The organism is Streptomyces sp. NPDC088197, from assembly GCF_044741185.1.
Taxonomy (GTDB): domain Bacteria; phylum Actinomycetota; class Actinomycetes; order Streptomycetales; family Streptomycetaceae; genus Actinacidiphila.
The window spans coordinates 358,330-375,134 of the sequence record NZ_JBIUSD010000007.1 but is presented as its reverse complement, the minus strand read 5'-3'; the positions used below and the strand labels follow the sequence as shown (position 1 = coordinate 375,134).

The window sequence follows — 16,805 nt, the reverse complement described above, 5'->3', positions numbered from 1 at the left end:
AAGTGGGAGCACTCCCCCTGCCGTACCTTCCCGAGCCGAAGCCGTACCGAATCCGCACCTGTCGTACCGCCGTGCCGATTCCGTACCCCCGGTCCACCCGATCCAGGAGCCCAGCGCTGTCCAGCGACACCCCGCCCGAGGGGCTGTATCTGCTCAACCGGGCCCCCTCCCTGGTCGCGGAGGCGGCGCTGCGCACCTGCTGCGGCAGCCACCGCTGGGCCCGCCGGGTGGCCGCGCACCGGCCGTATCCGACGGTCGAGGCGCTGCTCGCCGCGGCCGACGAGGCGGCGTACGACCTGACGTCGGGCGATCTCGCCGAGGCGCTGGCGGGCGAGGCCACCACCGCGCTGCCCGACCGCGGCGGCCTGACCGTGCACACCGCGCTGCGGGCCGCGAACGCGGCGTACGAGGCGAAGTTCGGCCACGCCTTCGTGATCGCGCTGACCGACCTGGACGACCCCGACGATCCGGCCGCTGCCCTCGACCTGACGCTGGCGAGCCTGCGCCAGCGCCTGGGGCACGACGAGGACGAGGAGTCGGTGGCGACGGCCGAGCAGCTGCGCCGGATCTGCCGCGCGCGGCTGCTGCGACTCGCGGACACCGGTGGGCATCTGGCCGAGTCCGGCCCGCGAAAGACCCCCGCCGGTTCACCCGACCGTGCGGGATCGATCACACCTGGCCTACCCCGCGGTCCGGAGCCGACATCGCGTCGCTACGATGGCCGGGGCCGGTGGACCGTACCCGGCCGGGCGTGACCGACACCGAAGCCGGCACCCCTCGCCCCGCTCCCGGAGGGTTTTTTCCGTGCCGGCTGGAACGCTGTACCGCGGCCGGGAAGGCATGTGGTCCTGGGTGGCTCATCGAGTCACCGGTGTCCTCATCTTCTTCTTCCTGTTCGTCCATGTCCTCGACACCGCTCTCGTGCGGGTCTCCCCCGAGGATTACGACAAGGTCGTCGCGACCTACAAGACCCCCATCGTCAGCCTGCTGGAGTACGGCCTCGTGGCCGCGATCCTCTTCCACGCGCTGAACGGCCTGCGGATCATCGCGGTCGACTACTGGACCAAGGGCCCGCGTTACCAGAAGCAGATGCTGTGGACGGTGCTCGGCCTGTGGGCTCTCCTGATGGTCGGCGCGATCTACCCCGTCCTCGGCCACGCCGCACGAGTCCTGTTCGGGAGCTGACCGCACATGTCCACCGAAATCACTCCCGCGGACGCGGTCGAGCTGACCGGCTCCAGCGTCACGTACAGCCCGGACAACCCGGCCCCGGTCATCGAGCCGCCGCGCGCCCGCACCAAGCGGACCCCGCGCAGCTCCCGCACCAACTTCGAGCTGTACGGCTGGCTGTTCATGCGGCTGTCCGGTGTGGTGCTGGTCGTCCTGGTCCTCGGCCACCTGCTGATCCAGCTCGTGCTCGACGGCGGTGTCACCAAGGTCGGCTTCGCGTTCGTCGCGGGCCGCTGGGCCTCGCCGTTCTGGCAGGGCTGGGACCTGGTGATGCTCTGGCTGGCCATGCTGCACGGCGGCAACGGCCTGCGGACCGTCATCAACGACTACGCCGAGCGGCCGAACACCCGCATCTGGCTGAAGACGCTGCTGTTCACCGCGACGGCGTTCACCATCGTGCTCGGTTCGCTGGTGATCTTCACCTTCGACCCGAACATCCGCTAACGCGGCCGACACGGCCATCACCGCCAAGCCGCGAAGCCGCTGACGCCAAGCGCTGAGCCAGGGCTGGAACAGGGAAGCGACCCCCATGCAGATCCACAAGTACGACACCGTCATCGTCGGCGCGGGCGGCGCCGGCATGCGCGCGGCCATCGAGGCCACCAAGCGCAGCCGCACCGCCGTTCTGACCAAGCTGTACCCGACCCGCTCCCACACCGGCGCCGCCCAGGGCGGCATGGCCGCCGCCCTCGCGAACGTCGAGGAGGACAACTGGGAGTGGCACACCTTCGACACGATCAAGGGCGGTGACTACCTGGTCGACCAGGACGCCGCCGAGATCCTGGCGAAGGAGGCCATCGACGCGGTCCTCGATCTGGAGAAGATGGGCCTGCCGTTCAACCGGACGCCCGAGGGCCGGATCGACCAGCGCCGCTTCGGCGGCCACACCCGCAACCACGGCGAGGCCGCGGTGCGCCGCGCCTGCTACGCCGCGGACCGCACCGGCCACATGATCCTCCAGACGCTGTACCAGAACTGCGTCAAGGAGGGCGTGGAGTTCTTCAACGAGTTCTACGTCCTGGACCAGCTCCTGGTCGAGGTCGACGGCGTCAAGCGCTCCGCGGGCGTGGTCGCGTACGAACTGGCCACCGGCGAGATCCACGTCTTCCAGGCGAAGGCCGTGATCTACGCATCGGGCGGCACCGGCAAGTTCTTCAAGGTGACGTCGAACGCGCACACCCTGACCGGTGACGGCCAGGCCGCGGTGTACCGGCGCGGGCTGCCGCTGGAGGACATGGAGTTCTTCCAGTTCCACCCGACGGGCATCTGGCGGATGGGCATCCTGCTGACGGAGGGCGCCCGCGGTGAGGGCGGCATCCTCCGCAACAAGGACGGCGAGCGCTTCATGGAGAAGTACGCGCCGGTCATGAAGGACCTCGCCTCGCGTGACGTCGTCTCCCGCGCGATCTACACCGAGATCCGTGAGGGCCGCGGCTGCGGCCCCGAGGGCGACCACGTCTACCTCGACCTCACGCACCTGCCGCCGGAGCAGCTCGACGCGAAGCTGCCGGACATCACCGAGTTCGCGCGGACGTACCTGGGCATCGAGCCGTACACCGACCCGATCCCGATCCAGCCGACCGCGCACTACGCGATGGGCGGTATCCCGACCAACGTGCAGGGCGAGGTGCTGAGCGACAACAGCACCGTCGTGCCGGGCCTCTACGCGGCCGGTGAGGTCGCGTGCGTGTCGGTGCACGGCGCGAACCGGCTGGGCACCAACTCGCTGCTGGACATCAACGTCTTCGGCCGCCGTTCCGGCATCGCCGCCGCCGAGTACGCGCACGCGCACGACTACGTGCCGCTGCCCGACGACCCGGCGTCGCTGGTCGAGGCGCAGGTGGAGCGGCTGCGCGCGTCCACCGGCACCGAGCGGGTCTCGGTGATCCGCACGGAGTTGCAGGAGTGCATGGACGCCAACGTGATGGTGTTCCGCACCGAGCAGACCATCAAGACGGCCGTCGAGAAGATCGGCGAGCTGCGCGAGCGCTATCTGAACGTGGCGATCCAGGACAAGGGCAAGCGGTTCAACACCGACCTGCTGGAGGCCGTCGAGCTGGGCAATCTGCTCGACCTGGCCGAGGTCATGGCGGTCTCCGCGCTCGCCCGCAAGGAGTCGCGCGGCGGTCACTACCGCGAGGACTACCCGAACCGCGACGACGTCAACTTCATGCGGCACACGATGGCCTACCGCGAGGTGGACGCGACCGGCGTCGAGTCGATCCGCCTCGACTACAAGCCGGTCGTGCAGACCCGCTACCAGCCGATGGAGCGTAAGTACTGATGAGCACCCCGACGCTCGACAAGCACTCGGCGGCCCTCGACGCCGCCGAGGTGACCGACGCACACCTGATCACGATCACGCTGCGGATCCGCCGGTTCAATCCGGAGGTCGCGGCGGACGCGGAGTGGGTCGACTACCAGTTGGCCATCGACCCGAAGGAGCGCGTCCTGGACGCGCTGCACAAGGTCAAGTGGGAGATCGACGGCTCGCTGACCTTCCGCCGCTCGTGCGCGCACGGCATCTGCGGGTCCGACGCCATGCGGATCAACGGCAAGAACCGGCTGGCGTGCAAGACGCTGATCAAGGACATCAACCCGGACAAGCCGATCACGGTCGAGGCGATCAAGGGCCTGACCGTGCTGAAGGACCTCGTGGTCGACATGGACCCGTTCTTCCAGGCGTACCGCGATGTGATGCCCTTCCTGATCACCAAGGGCAACGAGCCGACGCGTGAGCGCCTTCAGTCCGCCGAGGACCGTGAGCGCTTCGACGACACCACCAAGTGCATCCTGTGCGCCGCGTGCACGTCGTCCTGCCCGGTCTTCTGGAACGACGGCCAGTACTTCGGCCCCGCGGCCATCGTCAACGCGCACCGTTTCATCTTCGACTCCCGCGACGAGGCGGGTGAGCAGCGCCTGGAGATCCTGAACGACAAGGACGGCGTCTGGCGCTGCCGCACCACCTTCAACTGCACCGACGCGTGCCCGCGCGGCATCGAGGTGACGAAGGCGATCCAGGAGGTCAAGCGCGCCCTGATCACCCGCCGCTTCTGACCCCTGCGCCCCCAAGGGCCCGCCCCGACCGGCCACCACCGGCCACGGGCGGGCCCTTTCGCGTGTCCGTACGCGGGTCCCTTCGCGGTCCCCTTCGCGCGCGCTAGCCCGCGGTCCCGGCCGCGTCCTGCTCGGTGAAGATGTCGCGGGCTGCCGCGACGCCGTTGAGGGCGGCGGGGAAACCGGCGTAGCCGGCCATTTGGGTGAGCGTTTCGACGACTTCGGTGCGGGTGCCGCCGAGGCGCAGGAAGGCGCGGATGTGGATGCGGAGCTGGGGGGCGGCGGTGCCGAGGGCGGTGCAGATGGCGATGGTGAGGAGTTCGCGGGTGACGAGGTCCAGGCCGGTGCGGCAGTAGATGTCGCCGAAGACGTGCTCGACGATGTAGCGGCCGAGGTCGGGGGCGATGTCGTCGAGGGTGGCCACGACGCGGACGCCGTCGGGGCCGTCGACGGTGCGCAGGGCGTCCAGGCCGCGTTCGTAACGGCCGCCGTCGACCGGTTCCTTGACGACCGGGTCGTCGTCGGCCGGGTGGTCCGCGAAGACCTCGCGGGCGGCGCCGAGGGCGTTGAGCGCGGCGGGGAAACCGGCGTAGACGGTGGTGTGGATGAAGGTCTCGACGATCTCGCGCCGGGTGCAGCCGACGTTGAGCGCTCCGGCGATGTGGAAGCGGAGCTGCGGGGCGGCGTTGCCGAGGGCGGCGAGCGCGGCGACGGTGGCGAGCTGCCGCTGCCGCGGGGTGAGGCCGGGGCGTGACCATAGGTCGCCGTAGCCGAACTCGATGGTCATCCGGGCCAGGTCGGGGGCGATCTCCGCGACCGAGTCGAGCAGGGCCGGGCGCTCGTCGCCGGTGACCGTGCGGAGGGCGGCCAGGCCGCGCGCGTACCGGTCGTCGGCGGGAGCGGATTCGGCGCGGTCGGTGGGGTCGGAGCCGTCTGCGGTGGTCATGACGACGACGCTAGGGGTTGGAGTCGACTCCAGCGCAAGTCCCACGCCAGCTCAGCCCGTGCAGTCGCGACCGCCGTCCCCGTTCCCCTCGGCCGCCAGCATCACCCGCCGCAGCAGGTCGGAGAGCGTGCGCCGTTCGGCCGGGGTCAGCACGCCCAGCAGCCGGCGCTCCTCCTGGCCCTGGAACTCCAGCGCCCCGAGCCACGCCTGCCGCCCCGCCTCGGTGAGTTCGACGTCGACCCGGCGGCGGTCGGCGGCCGACGGCGTACGGCGTACGTACCCGCGCCGCTCCAGGCCGTCGAGGCGGCCGGTGATGGAGGCGGGGGCCATCTTGAGGTCGGCGGCGAGTTCGGAGGGAACGGTACGGCCGCCGCGCCCGGCGAGCGTGTGCAGCGTCTCGTACTCGTGCTTGTGCAGGCCGTGGTCGACGAGCGAGCGCTGTTTGACCCTGCGGATGTGGTCGGTGAACAGCATGGCGCGGGTGGCGGCGCCCTCGACGTCGGGGTCGAGGTCGGGCAGTACGGGCTGCCAGCGGGCGACGTGGCCGTCGGTCCAGTCGTGCGGGGTGGGCATGGGCCGATCCTATGCCTACCCACCGGAGATACGTCGGTGCCGAAATATTCGTTGACGAAATGTTCGACGCCGAAATACCTTGTTCGCCGTGACCACCCCGCCCCCGCACGAAGACCGGCACGACGACCCGCGCGACGACCCCCGCGACGAACGGCACGACGACCCCCGCGACGACCGGCACGACGCCCCCCGCGACGGCTCCCGCCAGGACCCCGTCGCCCCGCCCCCCAAGCCCCGACACCCGCTCCGGCACCGCTCGTTCCGCCTGCTCTTCTTCGGCCGGACGCTCTCCGCCCTCGGCGACGCCGTCGTCCCGGCCGCGCTCGCCATCGCCATCAGCCGCGCGACCGGCTCGGCGTCCGCGCTCGCGGTCGTGCTGGGCTGCGCGATGGTGCCGCGCCTCCTGCTGCTGCCGGTCGGCGGCGTGATCGCCGACCGGTTCGACGCGCGCAAGGTCGCGCTCACCACCGACCTCGTCCGCTGCGCCGCGCAGATCTTCGTCGGCCTCGAACTCGTCGGCGGCGACCCGAGCATCCGGGTCCTCGCGGTCGCCGAGACCGTCGGCGGGGCCGCCTCCGCCTTCGCCATCCCGACCTCCGCGCCGCTGGTCGCGGGCACCGTCGAGGAGGACGGCCTGCTCGGCGCCAACTCCCTGATGGCGTCCGCCGCGAGCGCGACCCGGCTCGGCGGCCCCGCGCTCGCCGGACTGCTGATCTTCACCGCGGGGCCCGGCTGGGCGTTCCTGCTGGACGCCGCGTCCTTCGCGGCGAGTGCGGCGCTGCTCACCCTCGTCCGGGTGCGCCGCACCCCCATCCCGCGCCGCTCGATGCGCGCCGACCTCGTCCAGGGCTGGACCGAGGTCCGCGCCCGCGACTGGTACTGGACCAGCCTGATCGCCCACGCGGTGTGGAACGGGGCCGCCGCCGTCCTGGCCACCCTCGGCCCGCTGATCGCGCACCACCGGCGCGGCGGCGACGGCATGTGGGTGCTGATGCTCGAAGCGGGCTCCGTCGGCCTGCTGACCGGCTCGCTGCTCGCCTCCCGCGCCCGGCTGCGCCGCCCCGTGCTCACCGGCAATCTGGCCCTGACCAGCTACGCGCTGCCGCTGGTCCTGCTCGCCGCCGACGCCCCCGCCGTGCCCTTGATCGTCTCCTACGGCCTCGCGCTCGGCGCGCTCGGCTTCTTCAACCCGGTCTGGGAGTCCTACGTGTTCAGCTCGGTGCCCGCCGGGGTGCTGGCCCGCGTGACCTCGTACGACTGGCTGCTCTCGCTCGCCGCGATGCCGGTCGGATACGCGCTCGCGCCGCTCGCCTGCGACGCCTTCGGACCCGCCGTGCCGCTGTACGTGGCGGCGGCGCTGGTCGCCGCCCTGTGCCTGGGGACGGCGGCCGTCCCCGGTGTGCGGCACGCGACGACGGTGACCGACGCCCCCAGGGAGCGGGCACCGGTCACCGTCTGATCACCCCGTGGGGGGAGCTGTCGGGAACCCGCGGACTACGCGGTACGGCGGCGGTTGCGCGCGGTGAACAGCACCGCGCCGCCGAACGCGACGGCGCCGACCGCGATCCCGCCGATCAGCCGGGTCGCGCCCGCGCCGGTGGCGGGCAGCGAGGCGTTGCCCGCGCCGCCGGACACCGCGCCGGAGGACCCGGCCGATCCGGTGGTCCCGTTGGAGCCGGAGGAGCCGGAAGAACCGGCGGTGGCCGAGGCGTTCGAGGCCGACGTCTTGACCACGAGCGCGACCGTGTTGTTCGCCGCGTTGTGGTCGAAGGGCAGCTCGATCCGGTTCGGCCCGGTCGTCAGCAGCGCCGCCTCGCCCCTGTGCATGCCGGTGGACGTGACGCGCAGGGTGAGCGGGAAGTCGTACGACTTCCCGCTGTAGAGGGTGACCGGGCGCTCGACGTCGGACTCCGTGTCCGACGCGCAGCGCAGGTACCGCTTCGCGGTGTCGCGCGGCGCGCACGTCACGGGCCACTCCACGAGTGCGGTGCCGTCGGGCACGCGGACGTCGAAGCGGGTGACCGGCGTGAAGTACTCGAGCGGGTCGATCGAGGCGGGTCCGTGGTTGTCCACGTGCACGGTGAGCTTGACCTGCGCGCCGTTCGCACCGGTGACCTCGGGCGCGGAGATCCCGAAGTCCGCGGTGTTGGTGACCGTGAAGTCCGCGCCGCCGTACGAGGTGTCGTTACGGCCGTCCGCCCCCGGGGTCCCGCCGGGAACCGGCACCAGGTGCAGAGCGGGCCCGGTGCCCGGCTCGCCCGCGGGGTGCGCGGTGGCCTCCTTCGGGGTGAACGCCGTGACGTCCACGCTCTCCGCGTAGGCGTCCGCGTTCGCCTTCATCGAGACGGTGTCGCGCACGCCGTAGCTGGCGCCGGCCGCGAGCGGCTGGTCGACGGCGCAGCGCGCCACCGTACGGTCCACGCCCTGCCGCGGGTCGCGGGAGGTGTCGTACACGCAGTTGGAGAAGCGCTCGACCGGGGTGAGGCCGTGCGACCACCGCAGCTCCAGTTGGACCGAGGCGACGTCGGCGTTGCCCTCGTTGGTGACGGTGACCGGCACGTCGCCGTTCGCTCCGGGGGCGAGGGTCGTGGCCGCCGCCCGGCCGACGACCAGGGACGGGCCGTCGGCCAGCGTCACCGTCGGCTTGAAGGTCTGCGTCTTGCCGTTGGTGTTGCGGTGGCTGACGCTGAACGACCCCTTGGCCCCGGCGGCCACGCCCGGCAGCGGCCGGATCTTCACCGCGACGTCGGGCAGGTCGAGCCGCCCGACGGGCGCGCCGGGCACGGTGCAGACGGCGTCGGCGCCGGTCACCGTACAGCCCTGCGGCCAGACGACCTCGGCGACGTTCTTCATGCCCGCCGCGGAGAAGGTCAATCGCTGGGCGGGCACGGCCACGTTCGGGTCGTGGTGGAACATCGTGACCGCCATCGAGCGGGTGACCGGTTCCGCCCCGGCCGCCGTGGGCGCGAAGGTCACGTCGTAGGCGCGCAGGCCCAGGTCGATCGAATCGGCCGGCGCGGTGTCCGCCGGCGGCCCGTCGGCTCCGAAGGCCACGGCTCCGCCGCCGAGCGTCAACACCCCGGCCGCCCCAAGGGCCAGCGCCGCCGGGCGCAGCCGTCCGGTGAATGCTCGACCTCGCATGGTGTCTCCCCGTCACTTCGAGTGGTGGTTCGTTGTGGGGAGTTGGACGGCCGATGTCGCACAGGGGTTGTACGGGTTTCCGTTTGTTATAGATTTGGTCAAGTAGCGGCGGGGACAGTGGACTTCGCACCGGTTACCACCGTCTCCTGGCCCCTCGCCGCGTCCGCCGCCGGGTCCTCGCCGACCGCCGGGTCCTCGCCGACCGCCGTCCCCGCGCCCACCGTCGGCAGCGTCACGCAGACCGTGAGGCCGCGGCCGGGCGCCGTCTCCAACGCGACCGTGCCGTGGTGCGCCTGGACGACGGCCTGCACGATGGCCATGCCGAGGCCCGCGCCGCCGCTGTCGCGGGCGCGTCCTGCGTCGGCGCGGAAGAACCGGTCGAAGACGCGTTCCGCGTCCCGCTCGCTCATACCGGGACCCGAATCGGTGATCCGCAAGAGCAGTTTCTCGCCACGCGCGGCGACTTCGACGCTGGCCGGGGATCGGGCCGGGGTGTGCACCCGCACATTGCTCAGCAGATTGCCCACGACCTGCCGCAACGCGGCCTCGTCGCCGAGGACTTCGGGCAGCGGTCCGCCGTCGGCCCGGCAGTCGGGCACCATCAGCGTCAGCGGCCGTTCCGGCTGCTGCGCGGCCAGGTCGGCGGCGGCGTCGCGGACCAGCCGGGACAGGTCGACGGCGCCGTGCGGCAGCGCGGGCCGGTCGTCGAGCCTGGCCAGCGCGAGGAGTTCGTCGACCAGGCGGCTCATCCGCAGCGCCTCGGAGCTGACCCGGCTCAGCGCCCGCTCCTTCTCGTCGGCGTCGAGCATGCCCTTCTCGTAGAGCTGGAGGTAGCCGCGCACCGACGCCAGCGGGGTGCGCAGCTCGTGCGAGGCGTCGGCCAGAAATCGCCGCAACTGTGTGGTGGCGCGCTCGCTTTCGGTCACGGCGGTCTCGATCTGCTGGAGCATCGCGTTGAGCGCGCCGCTGAGCTGTTCGACCTCGCTGGAGCCGTGCCGCGCGGTGCCGATCCGCCGCCCGAGGTCGCCCCCGGCGATGGCGGACGCGGTCTCCACCATGTCCTCCAGCGGGCTCAGCCGCCGCCTGGCCGCGGTCAGCGAGCCGGTGGCGAGCAGCGCGAGCAGCACCACGCCGACGACCGATTCGACGATCAGCAGATTGCCGATCGCGTGCTTGACGCCGCTGAGCCGTATGCCCTTGACCACGATGGTGCCGTCGGAGAGCCGGATCGCGACCACCCGGTACTCCATCGAGCCGGTCTTCACGGTCTTCGCGCCGCCGCTGCGGACCAGCCCCGCCGGGTCGGGGATCGCCTCGGCGAGCCGCCGCTGCTCGGAGCTGACCGGAATGGTGCCGTCCTGGCAGACGGCGGCGGGCTCGCCGCGCCGGTCGAGCATGACGAACAGATCCTGCTGGAACGCCACCGCGATCGCCGAACTCCCCTGCCCGCCGCCCCCGTTCTGCCCGCCCTGCCCGCTCTGTAGGAGGTCGGCGAGCTGGCAGAGCCGCCGCACCATGTCCGCGTCGATCGAGGTCTTGGCGAGCGAGGACTGCGAGCCCTTCAGCGAGTCGTCGATCTCGCCGACCAGCACCATGTACGTGGCGGCGATGCTCGCGCAGGCCGCGAGCAGCAGGCCGACCGCGAGGAAGGTCACGTTGGCGATCGTGAAGCGCCCGCGCAGCGAGTGCGGGCGGGGCCACAGGCCGCACTTGTTCACCTTCACACCGCTCCCCCGGCCGCGGCGGCGCCCGGTTCCGCCGCGCGCAGCCCGTATCCGATCCCCCGCCGGGTCTCGATCAGCGGCGGCCCGAGCCGGTCGAGCTTGCGCCGCAGATACGAGATGTAGGTCTCGACGACCGTGGACGAGACGGCCGTGTCGTACTGCCAGACGTGCTGGAGCAGTTGCTCCTTGGTGACGATCCGCCCGGCGTTGCGCAGCAGGTGCCGCAGCAGGTTGTACTCGGTGGGCGTCAGCTCGACGGGCTGCCCGCACCTGCGGACGGTGTACGTGGCCTCGTCCATCTCCAGGTCGCCGTGGCGCAGGACGCGCCCGTCGGCGCCCTCGCGGCGCCGGGTGCGGCGCAGCACCGCGTGCACGCGGGCCACCACCTCGTCGACGCCGAACGGCTTGGTGATGTAGTCGTCGCCGCCGAGCGCGAGCCCGGCGACCACGTCGCGCGGGGCGTCCCGCGCGGTGACGAAGATGACGGCGAGGTCGTCGGCGTCGGTCTCGGCGGCGCGTTCCTGGCGCAGCGCGCGGCAGACCTCCCAGCCGCTGCCGTCCGGCAGCATCACGTCGAGCAGTACGAGGTCGGGCCGGTGTTCGCGCGCGGCGGCCAGCGCCTCGCGCCCGGTCGCGGCACTGTGCACCGTGAAGCCGTTGTATTTCAGGGTGATGCGCAGGATGTCCGCGATCCCCGGTTCGTCCTCCACGATGAGCACGGTGGCGTCCATGCCCACCAGTATCCGCACTCCCCCCGCGACCCCGTCCCGGCCGGAACTTTGGAGTTCCTTGAGAGAAGCGGGATCGGCTTGGCGGTCGGCGCGACAGCCACGGAGGCTGAAGAGGCTCGTTGGTCAGTCCGCGGGTCCGTCGGTCAGTGCGCGGTCCCGTTGGTCAACTCGTCGGTCGTGGAACGCTCGTTGATGGGGGATGTGGTCGTGGCCGTTGTGGCTCGATGGTGTTTTCGGCACAAATGGCTGGTGATGTCGTTCTGGCTGGCGGCGCTGCTGTGCGTCGGCGCGGTGGGCAACGCGCTCGGCAGCGGCTACTCCAACGCGTTCTCGCTCAAGGGCACCGAGTCCACCAAGGTCCTGGACCTGATGGACCAGGTGGTGCCCGAGCGGTCCGGCGAGGCCGACACGGTGGTGTGGCACGTCGACTCCGGTACGGTGCGCGACGCTTCGGTACGGGCGCGGCTCGACCCGGCGCTGGCGGACATCGCCCGGCAGAAGGACGTCGGGCAGGTCGTCAGCCCGTACGACCCGGCGGGCGCGGCGCAGATCAGCAAGGACGGCCGTACGGCGTACGCGACGGTGACGTACACCAAGCTCGGCGGTGACCTCTCCGACGACCAGGCGCAGAAGCTGATCGACACCGCGCACCACGCGGCGGCCAAGGGCCTGAGGGTCGAGGTCGGCGGCAACAAGCCCGCGCAGGCGGAGCAGCCGCTGCCGGGCCTCGCCGAGGGCGTCGGCATCGCGGCGGCGGCCGTGGTGCTGTTCCTGGCGCTGGGCTCGCTGTTCGGGATGCTGCTGCCGATCGTGACGGCGCTGTTCGGCATCGGCATCTCGTCGTCGGCGATCATCATCCTCAGCCACGGCATGGACGTGGCGGACTTCTCGCCGCAGCTCGCGACGCTGGTGGGTCTGGGCGTCGGCATCGACTACGCGCTGTTCATCGTGACCAGGCACCGCAGGGGAATCCTGCGCGGGAAGAGCCCCGAGGACGCGGCGGTCACCGCGCTCAACACCTCGGGCCGGGCCGTGCTGTTCGCGGGCGGCACGGTCTGCATCGCGCTGCTGGGCATGTTCACGCTGCGGCTGACCTTCCTCGACGGTGTGGCCGTCGCGGCGGCACTGACCGTCGTCATCACGGTCGCCGCCGCGATGACGCTGCTGCCCGCGCTGCTCGGCCTGCTGGGCATGCGGGTGCTCAGCCGCGGGCAGCGCCGCGCGCTGGCGGCCGAGGGACCGCAGCCGGAGGTCGCGACGGGCGCGGCGGCGCGCTGGTCGTCGTTCCTCCAGCGGCACCCGCGGGCGCTCGCGGTGGCGGCGGTGGCCGTGATGGCCACCTTGGCGATCCCGGCGCTCGGCCTGCGCCTGGGCTCCTCCGACCAGGGCAACAACCCGACGACGACCACCACCCGCAAGGCGTACGACATGCTCGCGGACGGCTTCGGCCCCGGTTTCAACGGGCCGTTGACGATCCTCGCCGAGGTGCCGACCGGCGCGGACAGGACCGCGCTGAACGGCCTGGTCACGACGTTGAAGGACACCGACGGCATCGCGTACGCCGCCGCCCTGCCGATGAAGCCGGGCGACAAGGTGGCGTTCATCCAGGCGGTGCCGACCACCTCGCCGCAGGACAAGGCGACCTCCGACCTGATCGACCACCTGCGCGACGACGTCGTCCCGGCCGCCGAGCGGGGCAGCACGATGCGGGCGTACGTCGGCGGCCAGACGGCGATCTTCGAGGACTTCGCGACGGTCCTGTTCAACAAGCTGCCGCTGTTCATCGGCGTGATCATCGTGCTGGGCTTCCTGCTCCTGCTGGTCGCCTTCCGCAGCCTGGTGGTGCCGCTGACGGCCGCCGCGATGAACCTGATCGCGGCGGCGGCCTCCTTCGGGGTGCTGGTGGCCTGCTTCCAGTGGGGCTGGGGCGGTTCGCTGGCCGGGCGCGAGGGGCCGATCGACGCCTTCCTGCCGGTCATCATGCTCTCGCTGCTCTTCGGCCTGTCGATGGACTACCAGGTCTTCCTGGTCAGCCGGATGCACGAGGAGTGGGTGCACACCAAGGACAACGCGCGGGCGGTACGGGTCGGGCTCGCCGAGACCAGCCGGGTGATCAACTCGGCGGCGGTCATCATGATCTGCGTCTTCGGCGCCTTCGTGCTCAGCGGCGAGCGGGTGCTGGCGATGTTCGGCATCGGCCTGGCGGGCGCGGTCGCGCTGGACGCGTTCATCCTGCGGACGGTGCTGGTGCCGTCGCTGATGCACATGTTCGGCACCTCCAACTGGTGGCTGCCCGCGTGGCTGAACAAGCGGCTGCCGCACCTGGCGGTGGAGCCGGCCGAGGACGACGGCCCCGCGGCAGGCGCGCCGACGGGCACGCTGATGGCCGCCGGGGCCGGTACCGACATCGTCTCCGGGCCCGCCGTACGCGGCCGGGTCACGGGCGCCGCCGGGCTGCCGGTGCCGCGCTCGGAGCTGACGCTGATCGCGGCGGACGGCCGCCAGGTGGGCCGCGCGGCGGCGGACGACGAGGGCGCCTTCGCTCTGCCGACACCGCGCGCGGGCTCGTACGTCCTGGTCGCCAACGCGCCGGGACACCACCCGCAGACGGCGAGCGTGCTGGCCTCCGACCGCCCGGTGGAGTGTGATCTGCGCCTCACGGGGACGGGTGCGCTGACCGGTACGGTGCGGCGCGCGGACGGCCAGCCGGTCGAGGACGCGCGGGTCGTGCTGCACGACGCGGACGGCCACGAGGTGGCGGAGACGCGGACCGGCAAGGACGGCTCGTACGCCTTCGGCAATCTCTACCCCGGCCGGTACACGCTGCTGACCATGGGCTATCCGCCGTTCCCCGCCACCGTCCGGGTCCCGGACGACGGCGGCGAGGGGGACGGTGACGTCGATCTGGAGCTGAGTTATTCGCAGGACTGACCGCGGCCGGGCGCCGCCGCTCCCCCGGTGGCGTCTGTCGTCAGGGCCCGGTTCCGAACCTTCGGAGCCGGGCCCTTCCGTATGCCCGGAGCACCGGCCTTGAACATGTTCAAAACCGGGTCTAGAGTCGTCGCGTCAGTAGGTTTGAACACGTTCAAACAAGGGGTGGACCCGCTATGGACCTGACCGTCCTCGCGTATGTGATCTATCTGGCCGTCAGTATCGGCCTGACCGTCTGGGTGGCCCGTACCCTCAGCAGCAACGGCCGGATCTTCCTCGCCGACGTGCTGCACGGCGACGAGAAGCTCGCCGACGCCGTCAACCACCTCCTGGTGGTCGGCTTCTATCTGGTGAACCTCGGCTTCGTCGCCCTCTACCTGAAGTCGGCCGACGCCGTCGACAACGCGCGCGGCCTGTTCGAGGCGCTGTCGGTCAAGCTCGGCGTCGTGCTGCTGGTGCTCGGCGTGATGCACCTCGGCAACGTCTACGTGCTCAACAAGATCCGGCGGCGCGGGCTGATGGAGCGCGAGCAGTACCCGCCGGTGGACAGCGACGGCTGGACGAAGCCGAACGGCCCGACCCCGGCCGGGGTGTGACATGACGCGCCTCACGCAGAGCGCGGTGACCGCGCGGCCCGACCGGCCGACGGCGCGGCCCGTGGCGCGGACGCCCCGCCCGCCCGTACGGCGGCTCACCGTGCTGTACGACCCCGCCTGCCGGCTGTGCGCCTTCGTACGGGACTGGCTCGTCCGGCAGCGGCAGCTCGTCAGACTGGACATGGTGCCGGTCGGCTCCCCCGAGGCCATGCACCGCTTCCCCGGCCTCGACCACGCGGCGACCGGGCGCGAGATCACCGTCGTCGGCGACGCGGGCCAGCTCTACCGGGGCGACTCCGCCTGGGTGGTGTGCCTGTGGGCGCTCGCCGACCACCGCGCCTTCTCGCACACCCTGGCCACCCCCGCGGGCCGCAGGCTCGCCCGCGCGGCGGTGCTGACCGCGGCCAAGTACCGCGAGAGCAAGCAGCGTTCGGCCGCGGCCCCGACCTGGTTCCCCGGGCGCAACGCGGCGGGCGCGCCCGGCCCCGCGCCGGTCAGGTCCGTACCCGGCTGGATCTACGACAAGGCGACCGGCTGGACGCAGAGCGACCCGGGCGCCCCGTCGGCACCGCCGGCCGTACCGCCGGCCGACCCGCGGCGCGGCCGGGGCGAGGACTGCGCCGACGGCTGTGCGGGCGACGGATAGGCTCACCCGGGTGGAGCACGTGACAGACCAGCCGGAGCCCGCGGCCACGGGTCCGGCGGCGGAGCCGGGCCCCGGCCTGGGCGAGGAACTGCCCGGCGGCCGGGCCCGGCCCAAGACCGGCAAGAGCGAGCAGACCCGCGCGGTGATCCTGGAGACCGCGATGCGGCTGTTCCGCGAGCGCGGCTACGACAAGACCACGATGCGCGCCATCGCCCAGGAGGCGGGCGTCTCGGTCGGGAACGCCTACTACTACTTCCAGTCCAAGGAATTCCTGATCCAGGGGTTCTACGACCGGATGACGCACGACCACGCGGCCGACGCCCGGGTGCGCATGCGCGGGGTGACCGACTTCGCGGAGCGCCTGGAGATCACGCTCGCGTCCTGGCTGGACACCGCGGCCGAGTACCACGAATTCGCCGCCCAGTTCTTCCGCACGGCCGCCGACCCGGACAGCTCGCTCAGCCCGTTCTCGAACGAGTCGCACCCGGCCCGCGCCACCGCCGTCGAACTCTTCCGCGACGTGCTCTCCGGCTCCGACCTCGCCCCCAAGCTCGACTCCGAACTCGCCGAGCTGCTCCCCGAACTGCTCTGGCTGCACCTCATGGTCGTCGTCCTCTACTGGGTCTTCGACCGCACCCCCGACACCGCGCGGACCCGCGAGTTCGTGCACCGCTCCACCCCCGTGGCGGCCCGCGTCATCGGCCTGTCCCGCTACCGGGTCTTCCGCCCCGTCGTCCGCGACGCCAAGTCCCTCATCCAGGACTTCATCCTCCCGACGATCGGCCGCACCGCGGTCACACCGTCGAGTCGGCCGACTCCCGATCAGCCGGGGCAGCCGGGCTAGTCGGGGCGGTCGCCTCCGCCGGGTCGGCCGGACCGGCCTGCGCCGCCTCGCGGCGCAGCGCCCGCAGGCTCCGCGCGCCGAGGGCCGCGATGGCGGTGCCGAGGAGGAAGGAGACGATCGCGAGCGTGAGGTGGATCCAGAAGTAGGCGGTGGGCGATCCGTGGTCGCCGTCGTGGAAGGCCAGACCGCTGGTGTCCTTCCACAAATTCTTGACAAAGGTGACCCAGACGATCCACGACCACACACCGAAAGCGACCAGGAACCAGGACACGCGCCGACTGAGCTTCATGCGTCCCAGTATGTGCGGGCCCCCCGGTAGGAGGGCCGACGGGGGTGGCCGGTTCCCCGCGCGGGACGTGCGGATCGTCACGGCGGACGGCCCGCAC

Annotated in this window: 16 protein-coding genes; 10 read left to right on the top strand and 6 right to left on the bottom strand. The window is 71.9% G+C overall.

The window, feature by feature from the left end:
- Window positions 1-71 precede the first annotated feature (71 nt).
- The 5 genes from ACIOC1_RS19980 (at window position 72) to ACIOC1_RS19960 (ending at window position 4,287) form a co-directional block, all read left to right on the top strand.
- Window positions 72-755 (top strand): 2-oxo-4-hydroxy-4-carboxy-5-ureidoimidazoline decarboxylase, encoded by a 684-nt coding sequence (locus tag ACIOC1_RS19980; RefSeq protein ID WP_355336875.1) that lies wholly within the window; start codon window positions 72-74, stop codon window positions 753-755.
- A gap of 49 nt (window positions 756-804) precedes the next feature.
- Window positions 805-1,185, top strand: coding sequence for a succinate dehydrogenase, cytochrome b556 subunit (gene sdhC, locus ACIOC1_RS19975; protein ID WP_188279402.1), 381 nt, complete (start codon window positions 805-807; stop codon window positions 1,183-1,185).
- Window positions 1,186-1,191: 6 nt separating this feature from the next.
- Entirely contained in the window at window positions 1,192-1,674 is a 483-nt protein-coding gene (locus ACIOC1_RS19970) for a succinate dehydrogenase hydrophobic membrane anchor subunit (protein WP_355336874.1), read from the top strand.
- 85 nt (window positions 1,675-1,759) lie between these two features.
- Window positions 1,760-3,514 carry a succinate dehydrogenase flavoprotein subunit gene (gene sdhA / locus ACIOC1_RS19965; RefSeq protein ID WP_391050500.1) on the top strand — a complete coding sequence of 585 codons (1,755 nt, stop codon included), beginning with the start codon at window positions 1,760-1,762 and terminating at the stop codon, window positions 3,512-3,514.
- Window positions 3,514-4,287 (top strand): succinate dehydrogenase iron-sulfur subunit, encoded by a 774-nt coding sequence (locus ACIOC1_RS19960; RefSeq protein ID WP_355336872.1) that lies wholly within the window; start codon window positions 3,514-3,516, stop codon window positions 4,285-4,287. The genes sdhA and ACIOC1_RS19960 overlap by 1 nt, the downstream gene beginning before the upstream one ends.
- 103 nt (window positions 4,288-4,390) lie before the next feature.
- Here ACIOC1_RS19960 and ACIOC1_RS19955 read toward each other — a convergent pair whose 3' ends face one another.
- A complete protein-coding gene (locus tag ACIOC1_RS19955) occupies window positions 4,391-5,233 on the bottom strand; it encodes a carboxymuconolactone decarboxylase family protein (RefSeq protein ID WP_401855691.1) in 843 nt (280 codons plus the stop codon).
- 51 nt (window positions 5,234-5,284) lie between these two features.
- Complete coding sequence (locus tag ACIOC1_RS19950) at window positions 5,285-5,806, bottom strand: MarR family winged helix-turn-helix transcriptional regulator (protein WP_355336870.1); 522 nt, start codon at window positions 5,804-5,806, stop codon at window positions 5,285-5,287.
- 88 nt (window positions 5,807-5,894) lie between these two features.
- On the opposite strand from ACIOC1_RS19950, the gene ACIOC1_RS19945 reads away from it, so the two are divergent.
- Window positions 5,895-7,265, top strand: a complete 1,371-nt coding sequence (locus ACIOC1_RS19945) for an MFS transporter (protein ID WP_401855688.1) — start codon at window positions 5,895-5,897, stop codon at window positions 7,263-7,265.
- A gap of 35 nt (window positions 7,266-7,300) precedes the next feature.
- On the opposite strand, the gene ACIOC1_RS19940 is transcribed toward ACIOC1_RS19945, so the two are convergent.
- The 3 genes from ACIOC1_RS19940 to ACIOC1_RS19930 all read right to left on the bottom strand — a co-directional run bounded on the left by ACIOC1_RS19940 (window position 7,301) and on the right by ACIOC1_RS19930 (window position 11,402).
- A complete protein-coding gene (locus ACIOC1_RS19940; RefSeq protein WP_401855685.1) occupies window positions 7,301-8,947 on the bottom strand; it encodes a hypothetical protein in 1,647 nt (548 codons plus the stop codon).
- Window positions 8,948-9,045: 98 nt separating this feature from the next.
- Window positions 9,046-10,671 carry an ATP-binding protein gene (locus tag ACIOC1_RS19935; RefSeq protein ID WP_401855682.1) on the bottom strand — a complete coding sequence of 542 codons (1,626 nt, stop codon included), beginning with the start codon at window positions 10,669-10,671 and terminating at the stop codon, window positions 9,046-9,048.
- Window positions 10,668-11,402, bottom strand: a complete 735-nt coding sequence (locus ACIOC1_RS19930) for a response regulator transcription factor (protein ID WP_355336867.1) — start codon at window positions 11,400-11,402, stop codon at window positions 10,668-10,670. Before ACIOC1_RS19930 ends, ACIOC1_RS19935 begins: the two co-directional genes overlap by 4 nt.
- A 252-nt stretch (window positions 11,403-11,654) precedes the next feature.
- On the opposite strand from ACIOC1_RS19930, the gene ACIOC1_RS19925 reads away from it, so the two are divergent.
- The 4 genes from ACIOC1_RS19925 to ACIOC1_RS19910 all read left to right on the top strand — a co-directional run bounded on the left by ACIOC1_RS19925 (window position 11,655) and on the right by ACIOC1_RS19910 (window position 16,419).
- Window positions 11,655-14,333 (top strand): MMPL family transporter, encoded by a 2,679-nt coding sequence (locus tag ACIOC1_RS19925; RefSeq protein ID WP_401855679.1) that lies wholly within the window; start codon window positions 11,655-11,657, stop codon window positions 14,331-14,333.
- A 176-nt stretch (window positions 14,334-14,509) separates the two neighbouring features.
- Window positions 14,510-14,929: a hypothetical protein gene (locus tag ACIOC1_RS19920; protein ID WP_391050490.1), complete on the top strand. Its 420-nt coding sequence runs from the start codon at window positions 14,510-14,512 to the stop codon at window positions 14,927-14,929.
- A 1-nt stretch (window position 14,930) separates the two neighbouring features.
- Window positions 14,931-15,575 carry a DCC1-like thiol-disulfide oxidoreductase family protein gene (locus tag ACIOC1_RS19915; RefSeq protein WP_355336865.1) on the top strand — a complete coding sequence of 215 codons (645 nt, stop codon included), beginning with the start codon at window positions 14,931-14,933 and terminating at the stop codon, window positions 15,573-15,575.
- 10 nt (window positions 15,576-15,585) lie between these two features.
- Window positions 15,586-16,419: a TetR family transcriptional regulator gene (locus tag ACIOC1_RS19910; RefSeq protein WP_401309394.1), complete on the top strand. Its 834-nt coding sequence runs from the start codon at window positions 15,586-15,588 to the stop codon at window positions 16,417-16,419.
- On the opposite strand, the gene ACIOC1_RS19905 is transcribed toward ACIOC1_RS19910, so the two are convergent.
- Window positions 16,370-16,708 carry an SCO4848 family membrane protein gene (locus ACIOC1_RS19905; protein ID WP_391050487.1) on the bottom strand — a complete coding sequence of 113 codons (339 nt, stop codon included), beginning with the start codon at window positions 16,706-16,708 and terminating at the stop codon, window positions 16,370-16,372. The two genes, ACIOC1_RS19910 and ACIOC1_RS19905, sit on opposite strands and share 50 nt — an antisense overlap.
- Window positions 16,709-16,805: the final 97 nt, after the last annotated feature.

Bases quoted from the DNA above. Each gene is read 5' to 3' on its own strand.
- ACIOC1_RS19970 (WP_355336874.1), top strand. From the start codon at position 1,192: ATGTCCACCGAAATCACTCCCGCGGACGCGGTCGAGCTGACCGGCTCC.
- sdhA (WP_391050500.1), top strand. From the start codon at position 1,760: ATGCAGATCCACAAGTACGACACCGTCATCGTCGGCGCGGGCGGCGCC.
- ACIOC1_RS19960 (WP_355336872.1), top strand. From the start codon at position 3,514: ATGAGCACCCCGACGCTCGACAAGCACTCGGCGGCCCTCGACGCCGCC.
- ACIOC1_RS19955 (WP_401855691.1), bottom strand. From the start codon at position 5,233: ATGACCACCGCAGACGGCTCCGACCCCACCGACCGCGCCGAATCCGCT.
- ACIOC1_RS19950 (WP_355336870.1), bottom strand. From the start codon at position 5,806: ATGCCCACCCCGCACGACTGGACCGACGGCCACGTCGCCCGCTGGCAG.
- ACIOC1_RS19940 (WP_401855685.1), bottom strand. From the start codon at position 8,947: ATGCGAGGTCGAGCATTCACCGGACGGCTGCGCCCGGCGGCGCTGGCC.
- ACIOC1_RS19930 (WP_355336867.1), bottom strand. From the start codon at position 11,402: ATGGACGCCACCGTGCTCATCGTGGAGGACGAACCGGGGATCGCGGAC.
- ACIOC1_RS19925 (WP_401855679.1), top strand. From the start codon at position 11,655: ATGTCGTTCTGGCTGGCGGCGCTGCTGTGCGTCGGCGCGGTGGGCAAC.
- ACIOC1_RS19920 (WP_391050490.1), top strand. From the start codon at position 14,510: ATGGACCTGACCGTCCTCGCGTATGTGATCTATCTGGCCGTCAGTATC.
- ACIOC1_RS19915 (WP_355336865.1), top strand. From the start codon at position 14,931: ATGACGCGCCTCACGCAGAGCGCGGTGACCGCGCGGCCCGACCGGCCG.
- ACIOC1_RS19905 (WP_391050487.1), bottom strand. From the start codon at position 16,708: ATGAAGCTCAGTCGGCGCGTGTCCTGGTTCCTGGTCGCTTTCGGTGTG.